Source organism: uncultured Planococcus sp., assembly GCF_947501725.1.
Lineage (GTDB): Bacteria > Bacillota > Bacilli > Bacillales_A > Planococcaceae > Planococcus > Planococcus donghaensis_C.
On the sequence record NZ_CANMXD010000002.1, the window covers coordinates 71883 to 96686 of the forward strand.

Below are 24804 nucleotides of genomic sequence, written 5' to 3' on the forward strand. Positions count from 1 at the left end.
GTGAGGACCAAGCTTCCCTTATAAAAAAATAATATAAAAATTTGTAGTTCCTTTAAAGTAACCGCTTACTTTATTTCCGCTAACGTTAAAATTGGTATAGACAACTATACCGATAATGGATATAGTGAAAATTAAGAATACATAAAGGGGTGGAAATTTTATGTTCAGTTTTCTGCAGAAAATAGGGAAATCCTTGATGTTCCCGATCGCTACCTTGCCGGCTGCGGCTTTGCTGCTGCGCTTTGGTCAGGATGATTTGCTCGGCATTCCGTTCTTATCGGCTGCTGGTGCAGGGATTATCGACAACCTGGCAATCATCTTCGCCATCGGAATCGCGATGGGACTTGCCCATGACGGCAACGGGGGAGCGGCTTTGGCCGGTGCCATCGCTTATCTCGTATTGACTTCGGCAATCGTCACAATCAACGAGTCGATCAATATGGGTGTTTTCGCCGGTATTTTATCCGGTATCGTCGGAGGTCTTTTATACAATAAATTCTATAATGTGAAATTCCCGCAATGGCTCGCTTTCTTCGGCGGCAGGCGGTTTGTGCCGATCATCACTGCGGCGACCATGACCGTCCTGGCCGGTGTGCTGGGCTATGCATGGCCGCCGGTTCAGGCAGGCATCGATAATGCGGGTGACTGGATTTTAAATGCCGGCATGTTCGGCGTCGGCGCTTACGGTTTCCTGAACCGCCTGTTGCTGCCGACTGGTTTGCACCATGTCATCAACACTGTGGTCTGGTTTGATTTCGGGACCTTTACAGATGCCACGGGAGAAGTGGTGCGCGGAGAAATCAACCGTTTCCTGAAAGGGGATCCCACGGCAGGGCCATTCCTGTCCGGCTTCTTCCCGATCATGATGTTCGGTCTTCCGGCAGCCTGTCTTGCCATGTACGTGGCAGCTAAGAAAGAGCGGAAAGCCCTTGTCGGCGGTATGCTTTTCAGTATCGCCTTTACATCATTTTTGACAGGGATCACAGAACCGATTGAGTTCTCATTCATGTTCCTGTCGCCTATCCTCTATGTTGTCCATGCCTTATTGACGGGCGTCTCGATGATGGTCGCTTATGCCTTGGATGTTCATCACGGTTTCGGCTTTTCTGCCGGAGCGATTGACTATGTGCTGAATTATGGACTGGCCACCAATCCATTGATCCTGCTCGTGATGGGGCTCGTCGTCGGAGCGGTATACTTTGTTATCTTCTACTTCCTGATCATCAAGCTGGACCTGAAAACACCTGGCCGTGAAGATGAGGACGAGGAAGGTGCAGAAAATGCCGGTTCCGGCAATAAAGCTGTGGATGTCAGAGCCTACAATACGATTGAAGCATTGGGTGGTGCCGCTAATATTACGGCTGTGGATTATTGCACGACACGCCTGCGCATGACAGTCAAAGATTCCGATTTAGTGAACGAAAAAGACCTCAAGCGCCACGGGGCTATGGGTGTCATGAAAATCAACAAAACCAATGTCCAAGTGGTTATCGGAACAGCTGTCGAGTTTTTGGCAGATGCCATGAAGCCGCGTTTGGAAAACGGCAATCCGGCTCCAGAAGATGTTTCGGAAGCCGCAGCCATTGAAGAAACCGTCAGTGATGAACCGGCTATGAAAGAAATCATCGCCGCTGATTTTGAAATGCCGATCCAAGGCAAAATGATTCCGTTATCGGAAGTGCCGGACGAAGTATTCGCAAAAGGCATGATGGGACCTGGTTTTGCCATTCTTCCAACGGGCAACGTCCTTCACTCACCAGTAGACGGGCGTGTGGTCAGCGTTTTCCCGACCAAACATGCAATCGGCATTGAAACGGATACCGGAATTGAAATTTTGATCCATGTCGGACTCGATACGGTCAAACTGAAAGGCGAAGGTTTTGAGACATTAGTGGAGCAGGGGCAGCTGGTACAGCGCGGAGACGCCTTGCTGAAGCTTGACTTGGAATTCCTGAACGCCAACGCGCCTTCTGTTGCAACACCGGTTATTTTCACCAACCTAACCGAACAAAAAGTTACTGTCATGAAAGAGGGCTTCCAGGAACAGGGAACTGATTCCATCCTGAGAGTCGACTAATAAGAGACGAAAAACCAGGGATATCCACAGCGATTTTCCTGGTTTTTCGCAAGGAGTGGTCCAGATGACTAAAAGCATATTGATTTCCGGCATCACGATTGCGGATGCTGTTGAAGAGAGTTTTACAGGGGATATCCTCGTGGAAGGCGGAAAAATAAGCCGTGCCGCAGAAACAATTGAAGCGCATGCTGATCTCCATGTGGATGCAACCGGCAAAAATTGGATGGCGTTTCCTGGGTTTATTGATGTCCATATCCACGGTGCTGCGGGACACGATGCCATGGATGCTACACCGGAAGCGTTGAATGGCCTGGCTGGTGCGCTGCCGAAAGAAGGCACAACGAGTTTTTTGGCGACGACGATGACTCAAACGGACAAGGCCATTTCGGCAGCATTGGAAAACATTCGTGAATTCCAGGCTCAGGAAGGGCAGGCTGAAATGCTGGGCGTCCATCTGGAAGGGCCGTTCATTTCCGACAAGCGCGCAGGCGCACAGCCGATTGAGCATATCGCCGAACCGTCCTATCCATTATTCCGGAAATGGCAAAAGCTCAGCGGTGACCAAATTCGGCTGGTGACGCTGGCTCCGGAAACGGCAAACGGACTGTCGTTCATTAAAAGCCTGGCAGACGAAGGGGTGGTTGCGTCGATTGGCCATTCAGACGGAACACTCGAGGAAGTACAGGCCGCTGTCCGTTCGGGCGCGAGCCATGTCACTCATCTGTACAATCAGATGAGCCCATTCCATCACCGCAATCCGGGAGTGGTGGGTGCTGCTTTGACAGAGGACGGCTTATCGGTGGAAGTGATCGCAGACTTCATCCACAGCCATCCGACTTCTGTTGAATTGGCTTTCCGCCAAAAAGGTGCAGAGCGATTGATCCTCATCACCGATGCCATGCGTGCAAAAGGACTGGCGCCTGGGGTATACGATTTAGGCGGACAGGATGTGCAGGTCACCCAAAAGGATGCGCGGCTTGCCGATGGCACATTGGCCGGCAGTATCCTGACGATGGAGACAGCGGCCAAAAACATCCAGTCGATCACCGGCTGCAGCCTGAACGAGCTGGTCGCCATGACTTCCGCCAATGCGGCGAAAGAGCTGGGCTTTGCGAATAAAGGCAGATTGCAGGCTGGTGCGGATGCCGATGTGACGATTCTTGATGACAATTTCAATGTCCAGATGACCATATGCAGAGGAACGATCGCTTATACGAAGGAGTGACTGTGATGAAACTGATACGAGTCGAAAACTACGAAGAGATGAGCAGCAGGGCGGCACAATTGGTGGAACAGCAAATCCTGGACAATAATCACTCGGTGCTGGGGCTCGCAACCGGATCGACACCGCTCGGCCTCTACGAAAAACTGATTGAAGGCGTTCGGGAGCGAGGAATTTCCTACCGGCATGTCCAAACCATCAATTTGGACGAATACCGTGGGCTGTCTGGTGACCATCCGAACAGCTATCGCCATTTCATGAATGAAAAACTATTCCGGCACATCGATATTGCGCTGGAAAACACCCATATTCCAAATGGCAAAGCATTGCCGGTGGAAGCGGAATGCAAGCGTTACGAAGAGTTGATCGATGAAGTCGGACCGCCTCATCTGCAGATACTGGGTATGGGAACGAATGGCCATATCGGCTTTAACGAGCCAGGAACGCCGGAGACAAGCCTGACCCATTGCGTGCAGCTTGAAGCATCTACACGAAACAACAATGCACGTTTTTTCAGCGACCGCGACAGAGTGCCGACCCACGCCATTACGATGGGGATCCAGTCGATCCTGAAAAGTGAAAGGATTCTCCTGCTGGCTTCCGGCAAAAAGAAAGCGCAAGCGGTGAAGCGCTTTTTGGACGGCCGCGTCAGCAAAGATTTTCCCGCTTCATTTTTATGGAAACACAATAATGTTACACTGATTGTAGACCGGGATGCCTACGCGCTGGCAGAGGCAGAAGAGGAGTGAACGCTGTGCTGGACAAACAATCGCCGATTCCGATTTATATTCAAATAGAAGAGCAGCTGAAGCAGAAGATCGAGCAAGGCGACTTTCCGATCGGCACAGCGATTCCCTCTGAACGCGAACTGACCGAGCGCTTTGGCGTCAGCCGGATGACCGTCCGCCAATCCATCACCAATCTGGTTAATGATGGACTGCTGTACCGGGAAAAAGGGCGCGGCACATTTGTGGCTTCCCCGAAAGTGGAGCAGCCATTAAATGGCTTGACGAGCTTTACGGAGGATATGGTGGCGCGTGGGATGGTGCCGAGCAGCAAGCTGATCGGCTTTGAAATCCTGGAGCCGGAATCGGACATTGCGGCTGACTTGCAGCTGGCGCAAGGAGACAAAGTCTATTTTGTGGAACGCATCCGTTTTGCGGACGATAAACCGATGGCCATCGAACGCACCTATCTGCCGGTCGAACGCTTTCCTGAGCTGGACCAGGATTCCTTCCAGGGCTCATTGTATGCGATGATCGAAAAAGATCACCAGCTGACAATCAGCCGCGCCATCCAGCGCATGGAAGCGGGGCTTGTGAAAAAAGAAGACGCGGAGCTGCTGCAGATCAAAGCACCCGCAGCCATTCTGATGATTGAACGCATCAGTTATTTGGCCGGTGAACAGCCATTCGAAGTGGTCCGCAGCACGTACCGTGCAGACCGCTACAAATTTACGACTGACATCAAGCGTTAGACGCACAGGCTTTCGAACCAATGAAGTTCTGAAGAAAAGAAACCAACACTAGAGGAGAGAAAAGTATGATTGAAAAAAGCTATACGATCACAAGCGAAGAAGGTCTTCATGCACGCCCGGCATCAAAATTAGTGGGAGCGGTATCACCGTTTTCCGCAGATGTAAAAATGCTTTATAAAGAAAAAGAAGTTAACTTGAAATCCATCATGGGCGTCATGTCACTCGGCGTTTCAAAAGGCAACAGCATCACCATCACAGCTGACGGCAGCGACGAAGAATCCCTGATGGCCAAAGTCGACGAATTGATTGTGGCTGAAGGGCTTGGAAAAGCGTAAGCAGCTGTTGTGGACACGATGAAGTAACCTGATAAAGCAGTCAAAATCCTAGGATTTTGACTGCTTTTTTTTTTTTGCACAGTCCAGTTTTGCACAAAACAAGAGGAAGCATTTGGTCTCCACTTTTTCTTGAATTGGGTATATAGTTTAGTTAACTAAATATTCAGATTAATTAATTCTGTTTAACACTTTAAAAGAAAGAAGGGGTGAAAGATGGTTCTGGATCAACGCAGCCAAGCTATACTATCGCATTTATCCCGGGCCCAAAGTTATGTGACCGTTAACGAAATCATGGAAACTTTCAAGATTTCCAGACGCACCATCTATTACGACATCGGGAAAATCAATGATTGGCTGGAAGCACAGGAACTTCCGGCCGTGCAACATGTACGTTCAGCCGGATTTCAATTGGATCAAAAAATAGCAATTGAAATTCCAGAGAAATTAGGTGCGATGGAGAACTGGCAGTATGAATACTCGGTAAAAGAACGGAGAGCTTGCCTGGTTCTTTATTTATTAGCTAGAAATAAGCCTTTGTATCTGGAGCATTTAACGGAGAAGGTAAGGGTCAGCCGAAATACCACAATTGAAGACGTGAAAGGGTTAAAGAGTGAATTAGGAAACTATGGACTGCAGCTGGAGTTCGACAGGAAATCCGGATATGTCATCAGTGGGATGGAAGAAAACAAACGCAGGGCAGCCGTCTTTTATTTGCAGCAGTTTATATTCAAGCAAACTTGGCAGGGGCTGCTTAGGCGATTGCCGATCATTTTCAATGGACAGAACGGAAAAACTGATTCTTTGGCAGTTGAAACAGCAGAAGAGGTTAAGAAAATCATTGCTGACAGTGAAAAAGAATTAGGCATCCGATATACAGATGATTTTCTTCATAGTTTGTCTTTCATGTTCCTCCTATTTGTCCGCAGACTTGAGCAAGGCAAAAAAATTGAAGTTGACCCCATCGAACGTCAAGTATTGTCAGAGTCAAAGGAATACGAAGCTGCTCAAAAAATAGCTGAAAATTGACTGCTTTGTTTCAAATTGCATTTCCCGAAGAAGAGGTTTTCTATATTACCAAACATCTCCTGAGTTCAAGAGTCCAATTTTCGCCAATGATTTTCGAAAACGATATTAATCAAAGCGACAAAGTTCTATTGGATGTAGTGACCAAAATGGTTACCGATTTTCAAAAGTATGCCTGCCTCCTTTTCGAAGATCGGATAGAGGTCGAACGAAATTTATTGTTGCATGTCAAAACAGCATATTATCGGGTGTTATATGGGTTAGAGGCTGATATCAGCCTAGAAGCCTCGATTAAGGAAAAGTATCCGGATGTATTCCTGCTTACGAAAAAAGTATCCAAGCATTTAGAGAAAGCCACTGGAAAATCGATCAATGATGGAGAACTTACCTTGATTGCAGTCCATTTTGGAGGCTGGATGGAAAAGATGGGCATAAAACCGGCCACTCGAAAAAATGCGCTAGTCGTCTGCAATACGGGAGTTGGAACTTCACGTCTGCTGCAACATCAATTAGAAGGGCTATTTTCGACGGTCGACATCATTGGTTGTGTGTCGTTGAGGGATTATGAAGAAATGGAGCATCAAGCAGACTTTATCATTTCAACCATACCACTTGCTGAAAAAGAAAAACCGGTGTTTGTTGTCAGTCCCATATTGACTGAAGCAGAAAAAGAACGGCTGCTGAAAAAGGTAAATGTCCATCTCGGTGTAAAGGCTCCGCAGCCCAATTCGTTAACGGTGGTGATGGACATCATCCGGCAGCATGCCGATGTAAAAGATGAAGCGGCCTTAAAGAATGAATTGCAGTATTACCTTCAACAGCAGCCGCTGAAGATGAAAGAAGTGAATAAACCTGACTTGAAAGATCTCCTGCCGATCGCCCACATTCAATGCCTTCCCACAGTGAGAGATTGGCAGGAGGCCATCCGAAAAGCTGCTCAGCCGTTACTACAGGAAAAGTCGATAACTAAAGACTACATCCAGGCGATGATAGATCCCTTACTTGAAATGGGGCCTTACGTAGTAATTTCGCCTTATGTAGCCATTCCACACGCCCGTCCCCACGAAGGAGTGGGAAAACTGGCGATGAGTTTGTTGCAGTTGAAGGAACATGTACCATTTTCACAGAACGGCACCCATCCGGTGGCACTGGTCATTGTGTTGGCGGCAATCGATGGAGACAGCCACTTGAAGGCATTGCGCCAGCTGACCAAACTTCTGAACAATAACAAAACAAAAAATCAACTGATGGATGCGGAATCTCCTGAAGAGATTTACAGCGTGGTTGCCTCCCATTCGGAATAACTGGTTTTGGCGATCCCCAATAGAGAAAGGAATTTTGCTATGAAATTTTTGGAACAGAATTTGGTGGCACTTGACCTGCCGGCAGCCACTCCGGAAGAAGGAATCCGTGCGGCAGGAGCTTTGCTGGTGGATGAAAATTTAATTGAACCGAGATATGTCGATGCCATGGTGGAGTCCTATCAGAAAAACGGCCCATATTTTGTATTGGCACCTCAAATAGCAATGCCGCATGCCCGGCCAGAAGATGGTGTTAAAGAAGCATCCGTCTCATTTGTCCGGTTAAAGGACTCAATTGAATTTGGAAGTGAAACCAATGATCCGGTCCGTTTCATTTTTGCTTTAGGAGCATCTTCAAGCGAAGAGCATCTGCTGGTCATGAAGAAAATTGTAGCTCTTTTAAGCAAACCTGAAAATGTAGAGAAGTTGAAAGAGCTGTCCAGCTATGAAGAACTACAACAAATTATAGGGAGGAATTAACAATGAAGATTTTATGTGTATGCGGTCTGGGACAAGGAACAAGCTTAATTTTAAAAATGAATGTGGAAGAAGCATTGAATGAAAAGAATATCATGGCGGATGTCGAACATATCGATTTGTCCTCAGCGACGAGCATGTCAGCTGATTATATCATCACCAGCAATGAGTTGGCTGAAAGCCTCCAGGATCAGCCGGCAAAAGTAATTGTGGTAAACAACTATTTCGATGTAGAAGAAATCAAATCGGCGATAGACGCCAATATTGCGCAATGAAGATAGGCAAACAAACAGCAAATAAATTACTAAGCGGGGGAGAACGGCTATGGATATTATTTTCTGGTTAGCGAATAACGTGTTCGGAACTCCGGCCATCTTATTGGGGATCATTGTCCTAATCGGTTTATTGCTTCAAAAAAAGACGGCCAGCCAAAGAGTAAGTGGAACCTTTAAAGCGGTTATCGGCTTCCTGATCATCAGTGCCGGTGCCGGCATCATCGTTGGTGCGTTGACGGTCTTTGAACCACTTTGGAAAGAAGTGTTCAATCTGTCAGGGGAAACATTGGGTGAATACATGGGCCAGGAAATGTTCAATAACGATTACGGCAGCGCAGTCACATTGGCGATGACTTTAGGGTTCCTATTGAACGTTTTGCTTGCCCGTTTTACCAAGCTGAAATACATCTATCTGACCGGACATATGATGTTTTGGACAACAACGATTTTTGCAGGGATCGCAGTTCATACCTCTCCTGATGTATCGTTTTGGAGACTAGTGATTTTCCTGTCAATCATTATGGGGATTTATTGGACCGTACAGCCGGCATTGACACAACCATTCATGCGGAGAATCGTGGGGAATGACAATATTGCCCTAGGACATACATCAGCCTCCGTCGCATTGCTGGCGGCGTTTGGCGGAATGCTTTGGGGCAATAAAGAAAATGATTCAGAGAAGATCAATTTGCCGAAAGGCCTGGAATTCTTGAGAGATTCCAATGTTATCACGGCATTGACGATGGGTTTGTTGTGCCATCATCGTATCTTTCAAAGATACTCCGGGCGCGGCAGAATTGGTAGCAAGTTCGGGCAACCAGAGCTTCATCGTCTACGCCATCATCCAGTCATTTACGTTTACGGCAGGGATTGCAGTGGTGCTGACAGGTGTTCGGATGTTTATCGGTGAAATAGTTCCAGCTTTTAAAGGAATCGCGACAAAAATAGTTCCTGGCGCTAGGCCGGCACTTGATAATCCGATTCTCTTTCCATATGCACCGAATGCCGTCATTCTCGGGTTTCTCGGTTCATTTGTTGGGGCCTTGTTGTGGCTGGTGGTTCTGGGCAATGCGGTAGGCTATATCTTTGTACCGACGATGATCGTCTTGTTCTTCCACTCTGCTTCGGCCGGTGTCTTCGGCAACTTAACAGGCGGTGTGCGGGGAGCGGTGATGGGTGGATTTGTCACGGCGACGATTGTCGCATGGGGCCAATTCATCACGGTCCGCTTTCTGCTGTCTGATACAGTTCCGGACACCGCAATGTGGGCAGCGGATTCGGATATGTTCATTTTGGGACCGATTGTTCGTTTGCTGGCTCAATTGCTGCTGTAGTCTTTAATGAAGGAGGGAGAAAAATGGCTTTTGTTCGGACATTACGCGGGGACATTCGGCCGGAAGACCTTGGGTTTACTTATTCCCACGAGCACATTGTCTGCCGTCCGGCCTATTGGATTGAAAAACAAGCGGATGACCTGTTGCTCGATGACAAGGAAAAATCCAAACTGGATGTCGCAGACTTTAAACGCTATGGCGGCAAGTCGATCGTCGATGCAACAGCGGTCGACTATGGCCGGGATGTCCAGGCGGTCAAAGAGATTTCAGAGGAATTAGACATCCATATTGTTGGGACAGCGGGTTTCAATAAAAGCTTTTTATGGGATGCCGGAATCAGTGAGCGGTTAAAACCGGTCCTCGGCGATTACCGGACCTACAGTGAATGGATCGACGCAGCAAGCGTCAACAGACTGACTGATTTTGTCATACGGGAAGTGGAAGAGGGGCTTGAAGGCACGTCCTACAAGGCAGGACAAGTGAAGTTCGGCACAGGCTACAACCGGATTTCGCCCCTCGAAGAAAAGACGTTGCGGGCTGTGGCGCAGGCTCACCTGGAAACGAAAGCTCCGCTTCACTCGCATACAGAAGCCGGAACGATGGGACTTGAGCAGATCGAACTGCTTCAGTCGGAAGGCGTTGACCTGTCCTATATGAGCTTCGGACATATGGACCGCAACCCGGATCCCTATTACCACGAACAGATTGCGAAAACCGGTGCATACCTGAGCTTTGACGGAATCGCAAAAATCAAATACGCACCTGAAAGCACACGCATCCAGTGCATACTGGAACTGGTGAAAAAAGGTTATGAAAACCAAATCCTGGTCAGCGGAGACACGGCCAGGAAGTCTTATTACAAGCATTACGATTACGGGCTTGGGCTTGAATGCATCATAGCGAAATGGGTGCCGCGGTTTATTGACGACGCCAGCCGCCAGGGTTTTGAGGGAGAAGCACTGATCCATAAATTCTTCGTCGAAAACCCAAAGCGGTGTTTCACGTTCAATAAGTAGGAGGCGAACAGCTTTGATTTTTCAAAATGAGAATTCTTATGAAATAAAAGAAAAAATCGAACAAAGCCAAGTGGCGATCCTGCCGCTTGGAGCGGTTGAAGCGCATGGTCCGCATTTGCCGCTCGGGACGGACAATTATTTAGCGGAACAGCTGGCGGAAAGAGTGGCCGGGAAAACGGGTGCTTTGGTATTGCCGACCTTGCCGTATGGCCAAGTATGGAGCTTGAAAAACTTTCCTGGCAGCATCACTGTCAGCAATCAATCCCTGATCAGTTTGCTCTGTGACATCGGTGTGAGCCTTCATCATCAAGGTTTCCAAGTCTTCGTCATGCTCAATGGCCATCTCGGAAATGCTGTGGCAATCAAGGAAGCAGCTCGCCAACTATACGAGACGGTGCCAAATCTGAGAGTGCTGTACCTATTCTATCCGGGCGTCAAAAAAATCACAGATGAGCTGAGGGAAACCCCATCGGCCCATGAGAGCTACTTCCATGCCTGTGAAATTGAAACTTCCTATATGTTATATTTGGCAGAGCAGTATGTGGACATGACCAAAGCCGTCTCCGACATACCGGACATCCCAATGAGTGCAGACGTGACACCGACTCCTTGGGAAGAGTTTACGGCTACTGCAGTTTTGGGAGATGCGACATTGGCGACTAAGGAAAAAGGAAAAGCTATTATTGAAGTCGCTTTGGCCAACATGGTGAAACTGATTGAAGAAGCAAAACGATCTTTAGGGAAATAGAAACTTACAACCGTATGGAGCTGATACAATGCTAAGCAATTACTTCAAGCAGGCACAGGAACGGCTGGAGCTTGTCGAGAAAAATGAAAAACAGGCGATGCTGGAAGCGGCAGGAAAAGTGGCGGCCGCGATTCAGGCGGGCGGCATCATCCAATTATTCGGCTGCGGGCATTCGCATATTTTGACGGAAGAAGTGTTTTACCGCGCCGGCGGATTGGTGCCGATCAAGCCGGTTTTCGTGGAGCCGCTGATGCTCCATGAAGGAGCGGTCCAATCATCCCAGCTGGAGCGACAGAATGAGTATGCGGCAGGTTTCCTGAAGGAACAGGATTTCGGTCCGGATGATGTGGTCTTTGTGATCTCCACTTCCGGCCGCAATCCGGTGCCGGTGGACGTCGCAGCATCCGCACGTGAAAATGGGGCATTCGTCATCGGCATCACGTCGCTTGCGTATTCGGGCAGTCAGCCTTCGCGCCACAAAAGCGGCAAGTACTTGTTCGACTCGGTGGACCTGGTCATCGACAACCATTCAGTGGCAGGAGACGCAATCCTGTCGTACGAAGGTGTCGACGTTCCGTTTGGCCCGACATCGACCGTCGTTGGCGCAACAATCCTGAATGCCGTTTTTGCGGAAGCCATCAAGAAAATGGCAGATGCCGGCTTTCCACCACCCATTTTCCTCAGCGGCAATATCGACGGGGCAGATGCACACAACACGCAGCTGATCAACCAATACAGTGAGCGGATTCCGCTGCTGTCTTGAATTCTTTAGCGCACGGCAGCGATTTTTCTGCCGTGCTTTTTTGTGCATTCAGGGCTGAGCGTGCATAAGTTAGTTTGTGCGTGCGTATTTTTTGGTAAGCGTGCATAAACTTTTTTGAACGTGCATATTTTTCAATAAGCGTGCATAAATTAGGAAAAGCGTGCATATTGTATAAAATACTTCCTCAGGACGTTTGAAAATTCAACAAATCTCCACAAAAAAAGCCAGCCACAGGTCAACTGTGTCTGGCTTCTATACTATTTTCTTACACAACACCGATCAAAATCGAAATTCCAAGCAATACAATGCTGAATCCCCACATGATTGGGAGGGAGTAGCGGATATGGCGGCCCATTTCGAGCCCGGCCAATCCGAGTGCCAGCCAAAGCGCCGGCGAGAACGGGCTGACGAACGTGCCGATGATGTTGCCGATGATCATAGCGTAGGCAGCGGATAGCGACGACACGCCAAACGCCGTAACCACCTGTTCTACAATCGGGAACAATGCAAAGTAATAAGCGTCGGTACTGAGCAATAAATCGAATGGAACGCCGAAAAATCCGATGATGATGTGGAGATACGGAATGACGAAAGCAGGCAAAACTTTCACCAAGTCATTGGCGATCGAATCGAGCATCAAGGTGCCGTTCAGAATGCCGAGGAACGAACCGGCCGCCAAAATGATGGCTGCCATCAACAATGCGTTCGGTGCATGATCTTTGATGCGCTCCATCTGATCTTTCATGTTCGGATAGTTGAGCGGCAATGCCAAACTGACGCCGATCATGAAGGCAAATCCCGCAGGAATGATACCCCACACGAGAACACCGATGACGGCTACTGCAAGGATGGTATTGGCCCACAAAAGTTTGGGACGGCGCAAGGAAGCGGCTTTCAAAGACGCTTCATCTTGTGCCCCTTCGACAAGCGGCTGCGCTTCTTCGTAAATTTCTTGATTGAAATCTCCGCGTTTGGCGATCAGGCGTTTTTCACGGATGGCCAATAAAACCGCAAGTCCGATCAGCAGCACTAAGCCGATCACCTGGACTTTGATCAATGGCCGCCAAAGTTCTGTGACATCGACGCCCAGAACAGCGGCGGTGCGGCCAAGGGGACCGCCCCATGGCAGCATGTTCATGATGCTGGCGGACATCCCGACCAGCAACAGCAGTAAGTAAGGGTTCATTTTCAAGCGTTTGTATAATGGCAATAAAGCCGGGATACTGATCAGGAAAGTGGAAGCGCCTGATCCGTCAAGCTGTGCCACGGCTGCAATCAACACGGTTCCGATTGCCACTGCAATAACATTGCCTCGTGATACGGCAATCATCTTATTGATCAATGGGTCAAACAAGCCGACATCCTGCATGATGCCGAAAAATAGGATAGCGAAGATGAACATGATGACGACGCTCATCACGGACTCGATGCCGCTATTGAAAAAATCACCGATTTCTGCAAAGCTGAATCCCGCAACAAAGGCAGCGACAATCGGTACTAGGACGAGCGCAACGATGGGTGTGATTTTATTGCTGATGAGCAATGCGACAATGACCACAATAGTCAATAATCCAATAATACTTAACATGAAAATTCCTCCTCGGGGCTAAAAGTTTAAAATGAAGGAAGAATTGTAACCGCATACAAAATATGTATTCAATACAAAATCCTTCTGCTTCTAAGTTATGGGTCTAAACTTAGCACAGAAGGATTTGAAAAATAAGATTATTCAATTAAGGGAACTAATGAGCTTTTTGATGGTTTTGATCATTTTGTCCACGGAATGTAGCGCCGTTCGGGACGGCCGATCTCTCCGTAATTCAATTGTGCTTTGGCTTCGCCGATGGATACGAGATGTTCCAGATAGCGCCGGGCAGTGGAGCGGCTGACGCCGACCGCTTTTCCTGTTTCCATGGCGTTGATGCCTGCTGGAGTTGAAGATTGCAAAATTTCCATAACACCGACCAAAGTCAGCTGATCGATGCCTTTAGGCAGTTCGCCATCAACTGTTTCCGAAAGAATGGCAATGGGCTCGATGCCGATCAGCCTGTCGATGTCCGTTTGTTCCAGCTCCTGGCGGGAAGCGAGAAATGCTTTTTGTTCGCTGTACCGCAGAAGGGATTGTTCGAGGCGGGAAAAATCCACCGGTTTGATGAGGTAATCAAAGATGCCGCAGCGCAATGCCTCTTCAATTGTTCCCGCTTCCTTCGCAGCCGACAGCATGATCACGTCGATCGGGTGGAAGTTGCTGCGGATTTCCCGAAGCATTTCAAGACCCCTACGGTCAGGAATAAAAACATCCAGCAAAATCAGATCCGGCAATTCCTGGCTGTTGGTGAGGAAGTCCATCGCTTCATCGCCTGTCTTCGCGACGCCGGCCACTTGGTAGCCCGTGACCTGTTCCACCAGTTGCCGGTTGATCTCGGCTACCCGAAAATCATCTTCAATTATCAAAACATGGAGCTCCTGTTTCATAAGTTATTCTCCTTTTTCGGTAATGAAACGACAAAGCAGGCTCCGCCGAGTTCACTTTCTTCTGTATGCAGTTCGCCGCCGGCAAGGGCGATCAGGTGTCTGGTGGTACTCAAGCCATAGCCGCGGTCCCTGCCCGGTTTCGATGAAAAACCTTTATCAAATAAAATCGGCGCTTGTCCGTTTGGAATTCCCGGGCCTGAATCGTCGATTTCAAGCAAAATATCATCTCCGACATCCGTGAAGTACAACGCAATCTGCTTTTTGTCAGGCGCACAGTCTTTCACAGCGTCCAGCGCATTGTCGATCAAGTTGCCAATCGCCGTCAGTAAAGCGCGGCTTTGCGGCTCCGATAAAGTGGTCTTCAGCCGGCTATCGGGATCAATCACCAGTTGGACCTGTTGCTCGCTTGCTTGATTGAGCTTGCCGATCAAAATGCCGCTGATCAACGGATCGGCCACTTTGTCGATGACCTGTTGAATCCATTCCTGCTGAATATCATGCTCCAGTCGAATAAAATCAAGCACTTCCTGTTTTTTATTCAAATGGACCAGCCCTGAAATGGTATAAAGTTTATTGGAAAACTCATGCGTCTGGGCACGCAATGCATTGGCATACTGCTTTACATGCGACAGCTCTTTCGTCAGCCTGTCGATTTCGGTTTTATTGCGGAAAGTGGAAACGGCGCCAACCAGCGTATCCTCATAATAAATCGGACCTGAATTTACATAGACCGCATAGCTGCCATAGACCTCTTCCTGATCAAAGTGACTCGTACGGATTTTCAGAATATCCGGCAAATCAGAAGTGGGGAGGACTTCCCGGATCGGTCGGCCAATGAGTTTGTCTACATCCTGGCCGTTGCCGAAGAGCAATTGCTGTGCCATCTGATTGAGCAGGGTGATTCTCCCAGTATCGTCGACTGCGATAATGCCTTCATGGGTCGACTGCAGGATGGTCTCTTTCTGAAACAGCAGGCGGGAAATTTCCTCAGGCTCGAGTCCATGCAACTTCCGCTTGATATAGGTGGCAATTGCGATAGCCATGACAATTGCGGCAGCGCCGATGATCACCAGCATCAACCATAATTCATGGTTATAACCGCCGATCAGCGTTTGGATATCATTTGCAAGAAAGCCGACCGAGACCACACCGATAATGTCATTTCCTGAGTAAACCGGTACCTTGGCGCGCAGCGAATTGCCGAGAGAACCGGTAGCCTTGGAAACGTAGGAATCGCCGTAGAGCAATGCGCGTTCATTGTCTTCACCGACCATTCTCTTGCCGATCTGCTCGGGATTGGGGTGGGAATAGCGGATTTCATCCGTATTGCCGATGACGATAAACTCGGCATTGGTGGACTGCTGGATCGGGGAAACAAGCGGCTGGATAATTGCCGCCGGATCTGCTGTTTCAAAGGCGAGTGCAATATCGGGATTGAGGGCCACACTCTCTGCCACACTCAACGCCTGCTCACCAAGCTGCGTTTCCAAGGCATCGGTGATGAAATAATCGAGGAAAATACCGATGACCAGGACAATCGCCAAAATCAGAAAGCCGATCAAACCGATCATCTTCATCTTCAGGTTCACTGCTTTAGTTGGCTGAAAGGGCCGCTTCTGGATATCGGCTTTGTGAAATTGGATCATGGTGCAGAGCTCCTTCAAGCGTATGTGCTTTTTTGTAATAATACCATAGGTGAGAGAACGGGGATTGAGGCTTCCTGCGGAGATATCGCTCTTTTAAAGGACTAAGCTTGTTCAGCATCGGCTGATGGGAGTGGAATCGTCTCTTACGACTGCAAATTCGGCCGAGCGCCCATAAAATCTCCTGAACGCCCATAAATTTCGCTGACCGCCCATAAATCCATCGGAACGCCCACAAACCGGATGAAGACACGAAAAACACAGCTATGCTTAGGAAATCTGTTCATCCAAAGACAAAAAAAACATCCCCCGCGCAAAAACGCAGGAGATGTCTCATTTATTGTGCAGATAATTCACTTTCGGTCACCCATTTGTGGTTGGTGACGGCTTCATCAGTATCGGTCGTTGTAAAGTCGACCATGTAGACAGTGGTTTCTTCGGCAGAATCGATGATGGCAGTGGCGCCCTCCATGCCTTCCATATGGTCTGTGGCAATGACGGCCTCATCACCGGCTGAAAGGGGCGTATCGCCAGCATCCTCCAACTCTTCGTGGATGACCCATTTATGGTTTTCGACCGGCTCGCCGCCGGTAGTCGGTGTAAAGCTCAAGGCGTAAACGGTCGTGTCGTAGGCACCGGTGATAGTCGCTTCAGCCCCATCCATGCCGGGCATATGATTTGCACTCATGATTGCCTGGCTGCCAACTTCAAATGTTGGATTTTCAGCTTCGGCCAGCCCTTCCGGCACTTCTCCATCGCTGGAATGTTCCATGCCTCCATGCCCCATATCTTCCTCATCCATATTTTCATCCATTTCTTCAGTCATCTCGACCTGATTGTCCGGATCGGCTGGGTTTACCGCGTCTTCTTCCGTATCTCCACATGCCGCTAACGTAATCGCGGTTAAAGTTGACATCGTCATCAACAAAAATTTATTCTTTGTCATTGAAATCCCTCTTTCTTCACTATAGTCTGTACACTGTACCCACATAGTGTGCAAATACTGTGCAGAATCTGCACAAAAAATCAAAACTTTTCTAGTACAATAATAGAAAGTTGAACGACGGGAGGACGATTGAGATGAACAGAAAATGGATAGTGGCACCGCTTCTAACGGGCCTGCTGCTTGCAGGATGTGGAGAAGATGATGTGCCGGAGCCGCCAGAAGCAGGAACCGCTGTGGATAATGAAGCCGCTGAAACCAACGAAACAGATGGAACTGCCGAGACTTCAGAGGATTTTGAAGTCGGGTTCGATGGCCGCATGGACCATGTCCACGGTATGGGCTTTATCGAAAATGAGGAAGGGCTGTATTTTGCATCGCATCATGGTTTGAAGATTTACCGCGACGGGGAATGGCTGGAAACCAGTGAACATTTCCATGATTACATGGGCTTCAACGCAGTCGATGACGGCTTTTTTACATCCGGCCACCCAGGTCCTGGATCGATGATGCAGAATCCGATCGGCATACAGCGCAGTAAAGACGGCGGCCGCTCACTCGACCACATGGGTTTTGAAGGGGAAACCGATTTCCATGGCATGGCGGTCGGCTATCGCAGCCATCACCTCTTTGTCATGAATCCGCAGGAAAATTCACAGATGGGGCCGGGCTATTTCCGGAGTGAAGATGAAGGGAAAGAATGGAAAGAGGTGGAAGGAGCAGGACTCGATGGCGAAGTTTCTTCTTTTGCGATGCATCCGGATGATTCGCAATTGATTGCTGCGGCTACCACGGAAGGGATTTTTCTGTCTGAAGACGGCGGTGACAGCTTCACTCCGGTGACGGAAGAGGGGATTTACGGAACCGCTGTGTTCTTCGGAGAGAGCGCATTGTATTATGCGACATACGGTACACAAGCTGAGCTTATCACGTATACTTGGGAAAACGGCGAACAACAGGCACTCGAATTGCCAGATCTGCCGGAGGATGGCATCCTGTATATCGCAGAAAATCCATCCAACACGGATGAGCTCGCCATCTATACAGCGGCTGGCCATGCTTTCATTTCCGAAGACGGGGGAGGCAGTTGGAACCAAATCTTGAATGCCGGACAAGTAGAATGATGGTGAAAAATGTTTTGTAACGGCGGAGGTTCGTATGTTCAATAAATTATCCTTGAAAATTGGCTTATTGTTTTTTATCTTTATCTTAATCATTGAAGCGTTTTTGTTTGCGACGCTTTACTTTACCCTGGTCAATGAACGCGTCGACGAAGTGATGGAGAATTTATTGGCACGGGGTGAGACGCACAGTGATGTGTTGGAAGACAGTTTTGAGGATATGACGCTTGCCCATGTCGGCATGATGGAATCGGCTTCTGATTTTATTGTGGTAATTACAGACGAAGCAGGCGAGGTCATGGTCAATTCGGATGCCTTGGAACCTGAAATGCTGGTAATTCTAAGGCATACTGATTTTGAAGATACGTCGATTGACGGGGAGATAATAGAAGAAGATTGGCAGGACAAGCGTTATATCGCGACAGACAGTCCGATTACGATTGATGGAGTGCACGCGGGCCATGTCTTCATGTTTGCGCCGACCGACAATATCGAGCGCATCATCGGCCATCTGAAAAACCAATTTCTCCTGGTCGGCATCATTACGGTCATTTTGACCATCATCACGATTCTTTTGCTGTCTCGTCTGATCACTTTGCCGCTGATTCGCATGAAGGAAGCGACCGAGCAATTGAGCCAAGGCAATAACCAAGTGGATCTGACGACTGACCGAAACGATGAACTGGGGGAGTTGGCGAATGCCATCACCAAATTATCGACGGATCTCGACCGGCTGAAAAATGCCCGCAATGAATTCCTATCCAGTATTTCGCATGAATTGCGGACGCCGCTTACCTATATCAAAGGCTATGCCGACATTCTGGACCGGCCGGACACCACGGAGCGGGAACGCGAGGAGTATATGGGCATTATCCGTGAAGAGGCGGCTCACTTAACCCTGCTGGTCGGGAATTTATTCGACTTGGCGAAGCTGGACCGCAATCAATTTACGATTGAACAAAAAAATGTCTCCATTGCAGAATTATTGAAGTCGGTAGCGGTATTGGTCAAATCCGCATTTGATGAGGAGAAAATTGAACTGTCCATCAGCTGCGGAGATGAGGTGCAGGCCTTCATCGATTCTGAGCGTATTCAGCAGGTGCTGTTGAACATTCTGGACAATGCCCGTAAGCATTCCTCAGCAGGCGACCGCGTGACGGTGGAATGCTGTCAGGAAGTGAACGGCATCGCCATCCGTATCAGCGATGAAGGGCAGGGGATTCCTGAAGAAGAGCTGCCTTTTGTTTTTGACCGGTTATACCGAGTGGAAAAATCGAGATCGCGCGAACGTGGCGGTTCTGGACTCGGCCTGGCGATTGCCAAGGAAATCGTTGAATCGCATGGTGGACGGATCCGCATCGACAGCCAGTTCGGCAAAGGAACGGCTGTTACTATCCGATTGAAAAGGGGTGGAGACCATTCATAAAGTGCTGCTGGTGGACGATGAAAAACGGATGCTCGATCTGGTGGCGCTTTATTTGCGGCCGCATGATTATGCCTGTACAAAAGCTGATAGCGGCAAACAGGCGCTGGATTTGTTGAATAATGAAGTGTTCGATCTGGTGCTGTTGGATATCATGATGCCGGATATGGATGGTTGGGAAGTGTGTCGGGAAATCCGTAAATCCTCCAATATACCGATCATCATGCTGACGGCCCGTGAGCAGCAGGAAGACATCGTCAAAGGCCTGCGTCTTGGAGCAGACGATTATATGACCAAACCTTTTGGCGAAGAGGAGCTGCTTGCGCGGATGGAAGCCTTGCTGCGCCGCAGCACCCCTGCAAAGCGCATCGAATTGGACGGCTTGGTCTGGGAAGAGGACCGTTTCGAATTGAATTACCATGGGAGACCCATCCATCTGACACCAAAAGAATTTTCAATGCTCGGTCTCCTGATGAAAAATCCCAATAAAGTCTTCGAGCGCGATCGTCTGCTGGAATTGATATGGGGCTTCGACTCGGAAACGGAAGGGCGCACAGTCGATTCGCATGTCCGCAACATTCGCGAGAAAATTCGGCAGGCCGGCTTTCCGATCGACGAACATTTCCTGACGGTGTGGGGTATCGGTTATAAATGGGTCAATTAGAAAAACCGCTGCAGAAATTTTCTGCAGCGGTTTTTTTCGCATGGCAAGTTCTTTCTGCCATGCTTTTTTTGGGTATTCAGTTAGGGGTGGTTGTGGTCCTAATCGTTCGCAAATCTTGTTGAACGACTGCAAATTCGGCTGAGCGCACGTAAATTCATTTGAACGATTGGAAATCATTCTGAACGGTTGCAAATCTCCCTGAACGACTTCAAATTCGCCGGACCACCCGGAATAGGAATGCTGAGCCGAGCCGAGCGCATATAAATGCCCGGCATAAGGCTTTTTCGTCAAAATCTGGCTGTTCTTCTCTCAAAAACCAAAAACCTACACCAATCGCTCGCCCGACACCGACCGGGCGGCATGGATTCCGCTGGCCGCCGCCCCAATCGTTCCACCGCCCGGGAAAATGTGGTCGCCGCAGACATAGAGATTCGGCAAACCGGAATGGTGCGAAATGGAATTGAACAGAGCTGCATCCAAAGTTTGAGGAAAGCCGCCAACAAAACCGTTCGGCCGGCCGGCGAAACGTTCCCACGCTTTCGGTGCACCGCTTTCCATATGGATAACCGCATCGCGGAATTCAGGGATAAGCCCCTGAATGGCCTGGAGCATTCGCTCCGTTAAAACCGCCCGCGTTTCTTCGTATTTTTCCTGAGTGTCCCACTCTTCAACACGGGAATGCGTGGAAATCGTCACGGTCTGGAAGCCTTCAGGAGCGCGCAGCTCATCACCCGGAACAGACGAAGACATGAAGAAATGGCCGCCTTCAGCAAGCCCGTCCCCTGTTGAAATCTGTCGGAAAGGAGGCAACGGTTCTTTTAGCTTTCTTGATTCGATTGCGAGATACAGGGTGAGCGTCGTCCAGGTTTCTCCGGCAATGCCGTCACGCAAAGAAACCTTCAGCTTGGACACCAGTTCCGTGGCCATAATCTTCGGAAGCTGCTGGATCGGAATATTTAGAATGACATCCGTCGCTTCGTAGACATTGCCGCGATGATCGGTCGCCATCCAAAGATCGCCCCGCCGTTCCAGCTTTTCAAGCGTGCGCCGTTTTTTCAGCACGCCGCCATTTTCTTTCAGGCTGTCGCCCATCAATTCGGAAAAGCGGTACAAGCCGCCAGGCACGTAATATGCGCCTTCGTGATAAATATCAAGCGCCACCGCCGCCAATAAATACGCCACATCTTCACTGCCGGTCTGCATGCTGTCGATCAAAAGACCATCAAGCATGTGGCGGAATTCCTGCAAGTCACCAAGTCCATGTTTTTTCAGCCGCTGTCCGAGGGTTTGATTGAAGAAAGGCAGGAGCTTAATGTGCTTGGGACGCATGGATTTTGCGAGGAATGTCCATTCATGTGCCGTTGCAGGAGGCAGGGAAGGGAGCGGATCCATCAAGGTCCGGACAATGGCGGCGGTGTGGTGAATTTCCTTGTAGAACGCACGGATGGCGTCGCCGTGCTGGGGGAAATGCGCTGCGATGCCATCGACATGGCGGGCACGGTCTTTATGGAACACGAAGGTCGCTTCCGGATGGACCATTTCCATGACAGGCTCGAGTGGTTCGATGGCCATCGGTTTGCCGAGGTAATGGAAGACGCGGTCGTGGATGCCGCCCGGTTCAAGGCCCATCCCGAGCGTGGCGCCAGCGGGAAATAAATACTTGTTGCGTTTGAATTTACCGGCGCAGCCGCCAAGTTCCGAAGAAGCTTCAAGCAGCGTCACCGGCCATCCTGCTTTTGCGAGCAATGAACCCGCGGTCAATCCACCGATGCCGGCGCCTATCACCAATACTGTTCGTGTCATCCGAATCCACCCCTTTGGTTGCTGAAGAAAATCTAAGTCTTAACTTTTTAGTTTTGTGGGGAAGCTTAATGGGCGCCTCCGCTTTTCTTGGTGTCCAGCTGCAACGGCCAGCTCCTCGGGTCATAAGCCACTCTGGCTATGCGGCAAAGAACGCCGCTTCGTCAGATCGTCTTATGCCTTTCGGAGCTGAACGGCCGTTTCCGCTTTTCTCGGTGTCCAGCTCCGGCGCCCAGCTCTTTGGGTCATAAGCCAACCCGGCTGTGCGGCTGAAAACACGCCACTTCGCCGGTCTGTCTTATGCCCGGCAGAGCTACATGGGCGCCTTTGCTTTTCTCGGTGTCCAGCTCCGGCGCCCAGCTCTTTGGGTCATAAGCCAACCCGGCTGTGCGGCTGAAAACACGCCACTTCGCCGGTCTGTCTTATGCCCGGCAGAGCTACATGGGCGCCTCCGCTTTTCTCGGTGTCCAGCTCCGGCGCCCAGCTCTTTGGGTCATAAGCCAACCCAGCTATGCGGCTGAAAACACGCCGCTTCGCCGGTCTGTCTTATGCCCGGCAGAGCTACATGGGCGCCTTTGCTTTTCTATCATTATGGCGAAAATCCACTCACCCTGCCAATACAAAAGCCCGGCTGCCGGGGAATTCCCAGCAGCCGGGCTTTCGATATGAAAATTATGCTACGTTGCGGCAAGCTTCTGCGCATTTCTTACAAGCTTCTGCACATTTCTGGCAGTGGTCGTGGTCATGTTTTGCACATTCGTCGCCGCATGCTTCACAAATAACCGCGCATGCCTGCGCCAACTCAGCTACAAACGGTGAGTTGCGTGTAATCGCATGTTCCAGATATGCACAAATATCTGCGCATTCGCGGTCCAGACGAATACATTGTGCCATCATCTTCACGTCATCTTCCTGTAGGCAAGCGTCAAAACAGTGGTTGCACGCTGCTGCGCAATCGTGCAAGGTTTTAATCAGTTCTGCATGTTGTTCATGTGCCATCAGTAAAACCTCCAGTTTCAGATTTTGTTCTGTCCCTTTCTGGTTTCCCTTTAAATTGTCAATTAAACGAAAATTGAGAAAGTCCATAAAATCTGCACAATCAGTTTTCCGGTGGCCCTTTTAAATTACGCAGCTGTTCTTCATATTCCTCTTTACTGATTTCGCCATTGACATAGCTTTGACGCAGCGCTTCAGCCGCTTTATTCGTTTCGCTTGGTTCGGTTTGTGCTGATTTATTTCGTGCTTTGATCAATGTGAACCAAAGAGCGGTCCCAATCGCAACCAACAGCACGATAAATGTAACAGCGATGGTCACGCCAAGCGCCTGGTTTCCAGGGGTGAAAAATTCTCCCATTGCCTTCAACTTCCTTTCTTTAATGAATGTTATCTTTTTTTCGGCGGTGTCTCCAAATTTTTCATGCGCTTCTGAAACTCTTCTTCACTAATTTCGCCTCTGTCATACTGCTCTTTCAGCAGCTTTGATTGTTTGTTCTGAGGAGGCAAAATATCACGGGGCATGCCTTTACGGCTGGTGTAGACCACCAATCCAATAAACGCTATCACCAGAAAAATCAGGAACAACAGCATCCATAGGTATAATGGAATTCCCAGATCCAGAGAATTCACATCGATAAATTCCACGTTATCACGCTCCTCTTTGAAATAAAGTCACGCTTCGTTATAAGTTCATTTTACACGTTTACCCCAGTGAATATGAGAACAAATGAAGAATTGATAAAGGAATAAATACGAATGGAAAATTCTGATAGTTATGCTACGATATATTTACCTATAAAAGGAGGAATTTCTATGTTCGTACATAAAATTGACGAAGATCTATCACTCAAATTGCAGGAAATGCGTGATGCAGAACGAATTTTCCAGCTGACTGACGCATCACGTGACCATCTGAAAGAATGGCTGCCATGGCTGGATTTCACTACGGAATTGAAAGATACCCAAGAATTCATTAAATCCGGCAGCAGTAATTTTGTCGAAGGCAAAAGTCTGGGAGCAGTCATCCTCTACAAAGGCGAAGTTGCTGGAATCGGCGGATTCAACAGCATCAACCAGGCCAACAAAACCGCTTATATCGGCTATTGGCTTGGCCAGGAATATCAGGGGAAAGGCATCATGACACGCGTCGCCAAAGCGCTGACCGATTATGCGTTAACTGACCTTAAACTCAATAAAGTCGAAATCCGTGCAGCGGTCGGCAACCACAAAAGCCGCAGCATCCCTGAACGTCTCGGCTATACAGAAGAAGGCACCATCCGCCAGGCCGAATGGCTGTACGACCGTTACGTCGACCATGTGGTATATGGCATGCTCGCGTCTGAATGGGGATAAGAAAAGCGGAGGCGCCCATGTAGCTCTGCCGGGCATAAGACAGACCGGCGAAGTGGCGCTTTTTGCCGCATAGCCGGGTTGGCTTATGACCCAAAGGGCTGGGCGCCGGAGTCTGGACAACTAGAAAAGCGGAAACGGCCGTTCAGCTCCGAAAGGCATAAGACGATCTGGCGAAGCGGCGTTCTTTGCCGCATAGCACGAAAAGTGAAAGTGCCTGGTCAGCTCTGACCGGCATAAGGCAGCCCAGCAGAGTGGCGTCCTTTGTCACTCAGGTGGGTTGACTTATGACCAGAAGAGTTAGGCACTTGCAACTGGACATAGGGTTGGCTTATGACCCA

24 protein-coding genes and 1 pseudogene are annotated in these 24804 nt (G+C 49.1%); 17 read left to right on the forward strand and 8 right to left on the reverse strand.

Annotated elements, in window-relative coordinates; translation table 11 throughout:
- The first annotated feature begins 160 nt into the window (after positions 1-160).
- From nagE to Q0785_RS02755, 13 genes and pseudogenes are all read left to right on the forward strand, one after another.
- A complete protein-coding gene (nagE, locus tag Q0785_RS02695; RefSeq protein ID WP_298825032.1) occupies positions 161-2077 on the forward strand; it encodes an N-acetylglucosamine-specific PTS transporter subunit IIBC in 1917 nt (638 codons plus the stop codon).
- A 64-nt stretch (positions 2078-2141) separates the two neighbouring features.
- Complete coding sequence (gene nagA, locus Q0785_RS02700; protein WP_298825035.1) at positions 2142-3302, forward strand: N-acetylglucosamine-6-phosphate deacetylase; 1161 nt, start codon at positions 2142-2144, stop codon at positions 3300-3302.
- Between the two features lie 5 nt (positions 3303-3307).
- Positions 3308-4048 (forward strand): glucosamine-6-phosphate deaminase, encoded by a 741-nt coding sequence (gene nagB / locus Q0785_RS02705; protein ID WP_298825038.1) that lies wholly within the window; start codon positions 3308-3310, stop codon positions 4046-4048.
- Between the two features lie 5 nt (positions 4049-4053).
- Entirely contained in the window at positions 4054-4776 is a 723-nt protein-coding gene (locus tag Q0785_RS02710; RefSeq protein ID WP_298825041.1) for a GntR family transcriptional regulator, read from the forward strand.
- A gap of 65 nt (positions 4777-4841) precedes the next feature.
- Positions 4842-5111, forward strand: coding sequence for a phosphocarrier protein HPr (locus tag Q0785_RS02715; RefSeq protein ID WP_298825044.1), 270 nt, complete (start codon positions 4842-4844; stop codon positions 5109-5111).
- A gap of 213 nt (positions 5112-5324) precedes the next feature.
- Positions 5325-6137, forward strand: coding sequence for an HTH domain-containing protein (locus Q0785_RS02720; RefSeq protein WP_298825047.1), 813 nt, complete (start codon positions 5325-5327; stop codon positions 6135-6137).
- 86 nt (positions 6138-6223) lie between these two features.
- Complete coding sequence (locus Q0785_RS02725; protein WP_298825050.1) at positions 6224-7438, forward strand: PTS sugar transporter subunit IIA; 1215 nt, start codon at positions 6224-6226, stop codon at positions 7436-7438.
- Between the two features lie 39 nt (positions 7439-7477).
- Complete coding sequence (locus Q0785_RS02730; protein ID WP_223635081.1) at positions 7478-7915, forward strand: PTS sugar transporter subunit IIA; 438 nt, start codon at positions 7478-7480, stop codon at positions 7913-7915.
- A gap of 2 nt (positions 7916-7917) precedes the next feature.
- On the forward strand, positions 7918-8187 hold the full coding sequence (locus Q0785_RS02735) for a PTS sugar transporter subunit IIB (RefSeq protein ID WP_223635084.1): 270 nt from the start codon (positions 7918-7920) through the stop codon (positions 8185-8187).
- A gap of 49 nt (positions 8188-8236) precedes the next feature.
- Positions 8237-9521: pseudogene (locus Q0785_RS02740) on the forward strand (PTS ascorbate transporter subunit IIC).
- 23 nt (positions 9522-9544) lie between these two features.
- On the forward strand, positions 9545-10537 hold the full coding sequence (locus Q0785_RS02745; RefSeq protein ID WP_298825063.1) for a phosphotriesterase: 993 nt from the start codon (positions 9545-9547) through the stop codon (positions 10535-10537).
- A 13-nt stretch (positions 10538-10550) separates the two neighbouring features.
- On the forward strand, positions 10551-11285 hold the full coding sequence (locus Q0785_RS02750) for a creatininase family protein (protein WP_298825066.1): 735 nt from the start codon (positions 10551-10553) through the stop codon (positions 11283-11285).
- Between the two features lie 28 nt (positions 11286-11313).
- Positions 11314-12048, forward strand: a complete 735-nt coding sequence (locus Q0785_RS02755; protein WP_223635096.1) for an SIS domain-containing protein — start codon at positions 11314-11316, stop codon at positions 12046-12048.
- 265 nt (positions 12049-12313) lie between these two features.
- Here Q0785_RS02755 and Q0785_RS02760 read toward each other — a convergent pair whose 3' ends face one another.
- The 4 genes from Q0785_RS02760 to Q0785_RS02775 all read right to left on the reverse strand — a co-directional run bounded on the left by Q0785_RS02760 (position 12314) and on the right by Q0785_RS02775 (position 17112).
- The gene (locus Q0785_RS02760) at positions 12314-13636 is read right to left on the reverse strand and encodes a citrate:proton symporter (RefSeq protein WP_223635098.1); all 1323 of its coding nucleotides are present in this window, start codon (positions 13634-13636) and stop codon (positions 12314-12316) included.
- Between the two features lie 179 nt (positions 13637-13815).
- A complete protein-coding gene (locus Q0785_RS02765) occupies positions 13816-14523 on the reverse strand; it encodes a response regulator (protein WP_223635100.1) in 708 nt (235 codons plus the stop codon).
- Positions 14520-16169 (reverse strand): sensor histidine kinase, encoded by a 1650-nt coding sequence (locus Q0785_RS02770; RefSeq protein WP_223635102.1) that lies wholly within the window; start codon positions 16167-16169, stop codon positions 14520-14522. Before Q0785_RS02770 ends, Q0785_RS02765 begins: the two co-directional genes overlap by 4 nt.
- Before the next feature lie 334 nt (positions 16170-16503).
- The gene (locus Q0785_RS02775) at positions 16504-17112 is read right to left on the reverse strand and encodes a YdhK family protein (protein WP_223635104.1); all 609 of its coding nucleotides are present in this window, start codon (positions 17110-17112) and stop codon (positions 16504-16506) included.
- 134 nt (positions 17113-17246) lie between these two features.
- On the opposite strand from Q0785_RS02775, the gene Q0785_RS02780 reads away from it, so the two are divergent.
- The 3 genes from Q0785_RS02780 to Q0785_RS02790 are packed head-to-tail and all read left to right on the forward strand — an operon-like array spanning position 17247 to position 20317.
- Positions 17247-18233, forward strand: a complete 987-nt coding sequence (locus Q0785_RS02780; protein ID WP_298825081.1) for a F510_1955 family glycosylhydrolase — start codon at positions 17247-17249, stop codon at positions 18231-18233.
- Between the two features lie 34 nt (positions 18234-18267).
- Positions 18268-19656, forward strand: a complete 1389-nt coding sequence (locus Q0785_RS02785) for a HAMP domain-containing sensor histidine kinase (protein ID WP_298825084.1) — start codon at positions 18268-18270, stop codon at positions 19654-19656.
- Entirely contained in the window at positions 19649-20317 is a 669-nt protein-coding gene (locus Q0785_RS02790) for a response regulator transcription factor (protein WP_298826116.1), read from the forward strand. Before Q0785_RS02785 ends, Q0785_RS02790 begins: the two co-directional genes overlap by 8 nt.
- Positions 20318-20641: 324 nt before the next feature.
- On the opposite strand, the gene Q0785_RS02795 is transcribed toward Q0785_RS02790, so the two are convergent.
- The 4 genes from Q0785_RS02795 to Q0785_RS02810 all read right to left on the reverse strand — a co-directional run bounded on the left by Q0785_RS02795 (position 20642) and on the right by Q0785_RS02810 (position 23758).
- Positions 20642-22120 carry an FAD-dependent oxidoreductase gene (locus tag Q0785_RS02795; RefSeq protein ID WP_298825087.1) on the reverse strand — a complete coding sequence of 493 codons (1479 nt, stop codon included), beginning with the start codon at positions 22118-22120 and terminating at the stop codon, positions 20642-20644.
- 669 nt (positions 22121-22789) lie between these two features.
- Complete coding sequence (locus tag Q0785_RS02800; protein WP_146558115.1) at positions 22790-23116, reverse strand: four-helix bundle copper-binding protein; 327 nt, start codon at positions 23114-23116, stop codon at positions 22790-22792.
- 100 nt (positions 23117-23216) lie between these two features.
- Positions 23217-23471 carry a hypothetical protein gene (locus Q0785_RS02805; RefSeq protein WP_223635116.1) on the reverse strand — a complete coding sequence of 85 codons (255 nt, stop codon included), beginning with the start codon at positions 23469-23471 and terminating at the stop codon, positions 23217-23219.
- A 29-nt stretch (positions 23472-23500) separates the two neighbouring features.
- Complete coding sequence (locus tag Q0785_RS02810; RefSeq protein ID WP_298825096.1) at positions 23501-23758, reverse strand: SHOCT domain-containing protein; 258 nt, start codon at positions 23756-23758, stop codon at positions 23501-23503.
- A gap of 168 nt (positions 23759-23926) precedes the next feature.
- Here Q0785_RS02810 and Q0785_RS02815 point away from each other — a divergent pair, with 168 nt between their 5' ends.
- A complete protein-coding gene (locus tag Q0785_RS02815; RefSeq protein ID WP_298825099.1) occupies positions 23927-24466 on the forward strand; it encodes a GNAT family protein in 540 nt (179 codons plus the stop codon).
- The last annotated feature ends 338 nt before the right edge of the window (positions 24467-24804 follow it).

Excerpts from the sequence above, each read along its gene's own strand:
- Q0785_RS02730 (WP_223635081.1), top strand. The coding sequence starts at position 7,478 with ATGAAATTTTTGGAACAGAATTTGGTGGCACTTGACCTGCCGGCAGCC.
- Q0785_RS02725 (WP_298825050.1), top strand. The coding sequence starts at position 6,224 with ATGATTTTCGAAAACGATATTAATCAAAGCGACAAAGTTCTATTGGAT.
- nagB (WP_298825038.1), top strand. The coding sequence starts at position 3,308 with ATGAAACTGATACGAGTCGAAAACTACGAAGAGATGAGCAGCAGGGCG.
- Q0785_RS02780 (WP_298825081.1), top strand. The coding sequence starts at position 17,247 with ATGAACAGAAAATGGATAGTGGCACCGCTTCTAACGGGCCTGCTGCTT.
- Q0785_RS02775 (WP_223635104.1), bottom strand. The coding sequence starts at position 17,112 with ATGACAAAGAATAAATTTTTGTTGATGACGATGTCAACTTTAACCGCG.
- nagE (WP_298825032.1), top strand. The coding sequence starts at position 161 with ATGTTCAGTTTTCTGCAGAAAATAGGGAAATCCTTGATGTTCCCGATC.
- Q0785_RS02745 (WP_298825063.1), top strand. The coding sequence starts at position 9,545 with ATGGCTTTTGTTCGGACATTACGCGGGGACATTCGGCCGGAAGACCTT.
- Q0785_RS02800 (WP_146558115.1), bottom strand. The coding sequence starts at position 23,116 with ATGGCACATGAACAACATGCAGAACTGATTAAAACCTTGCACGATTGC.
- Q0785_RS02760 (WP_223635098.1), bottom strand. The coding sequence starts at position 13,636 with ATGTTAAGTATTATTGGATTATTGACTATTGTGGTCATTGTCGCATTG.
- nagA (WP_298825035.1), top strand. The coding sequence starts at position 2,142 with ATGACTAAAAGCATATTGATTTCCGGCATCACGATTGCGGATGCTGTT.
- Q0785_RS02720 (WP_298825047.1), top strand. The coding sequence starts at position 5,325 with ATGGTTCTGGATCAACGCAGCCAAGCTATACTATCGCATTTATCCCGG.
- Q0785_RS02805 (WP_223635116.1), bottom strand. The coding sequence starts at position 23,471 with ATGGGAGAATTTTTCACCCCTGGAAACCAGGCGCTTGGCGTGACCATC.
- Q0785_RS02735 (WP_223635084.1), top strand. The coding sequence starts at position 7,918 with ATGAAGATTTTATGTGTATGCGGTCTGGGACAAGGAACAAGCTTAATT.
- Q0785_RS02815 (WP_298825099.1), top strand. The coding sequence starts at position 23,927 with ATGTTCGTACATAAAATTGACGAAGATCTATCACTCAAATTGCAGGAA.
- Q0785_RS02770 (WP_223635102.1), bottom strand. The coding sequence starts at position 16,169 with ATGATCCAATTTCACAAAGCCGATATCCAGAAGCGGCCCTTTCAGCCA.
- Q0785_RS02755 (WP_223635096.1), top strand. The coding sequence starts at position 11,314 with ATGCTAAGCAATTACTTCAAGCAGGCACAGGAACGGCTGGAGCTTGTC.
- Q0785_RS02785 (WP_298825084.1), top strand. The coding sequence starts at position 18,268 with ATGTTCAATAAATTATCCTTGAAAATTGGCTTATTGTTTTTTATCTTT.
- Q0785_RS02765 (WP_223635100.1), bottom strand. The coding sequence starts at position 14,523 with ATGAAACAGGAGCTCCATGTTTTGATAATTGAAGATGATTTTCGGGTA.
- Q0785_RS02795 (WP_298825087.1), bottom strand. The coding sequence starts at position 22,120 with ATGACACGAACAGTATTGGTGATAGGCGCCGGCATCGGTGGATTGACC.
- Q0785_RS02715 (WP_298825044.1), top strand. The coding sequence starts at position 4,842 with ATGATTGAAAAAAGCTATACGATCACAAGCGAAGAAGGTCTTCATGCA.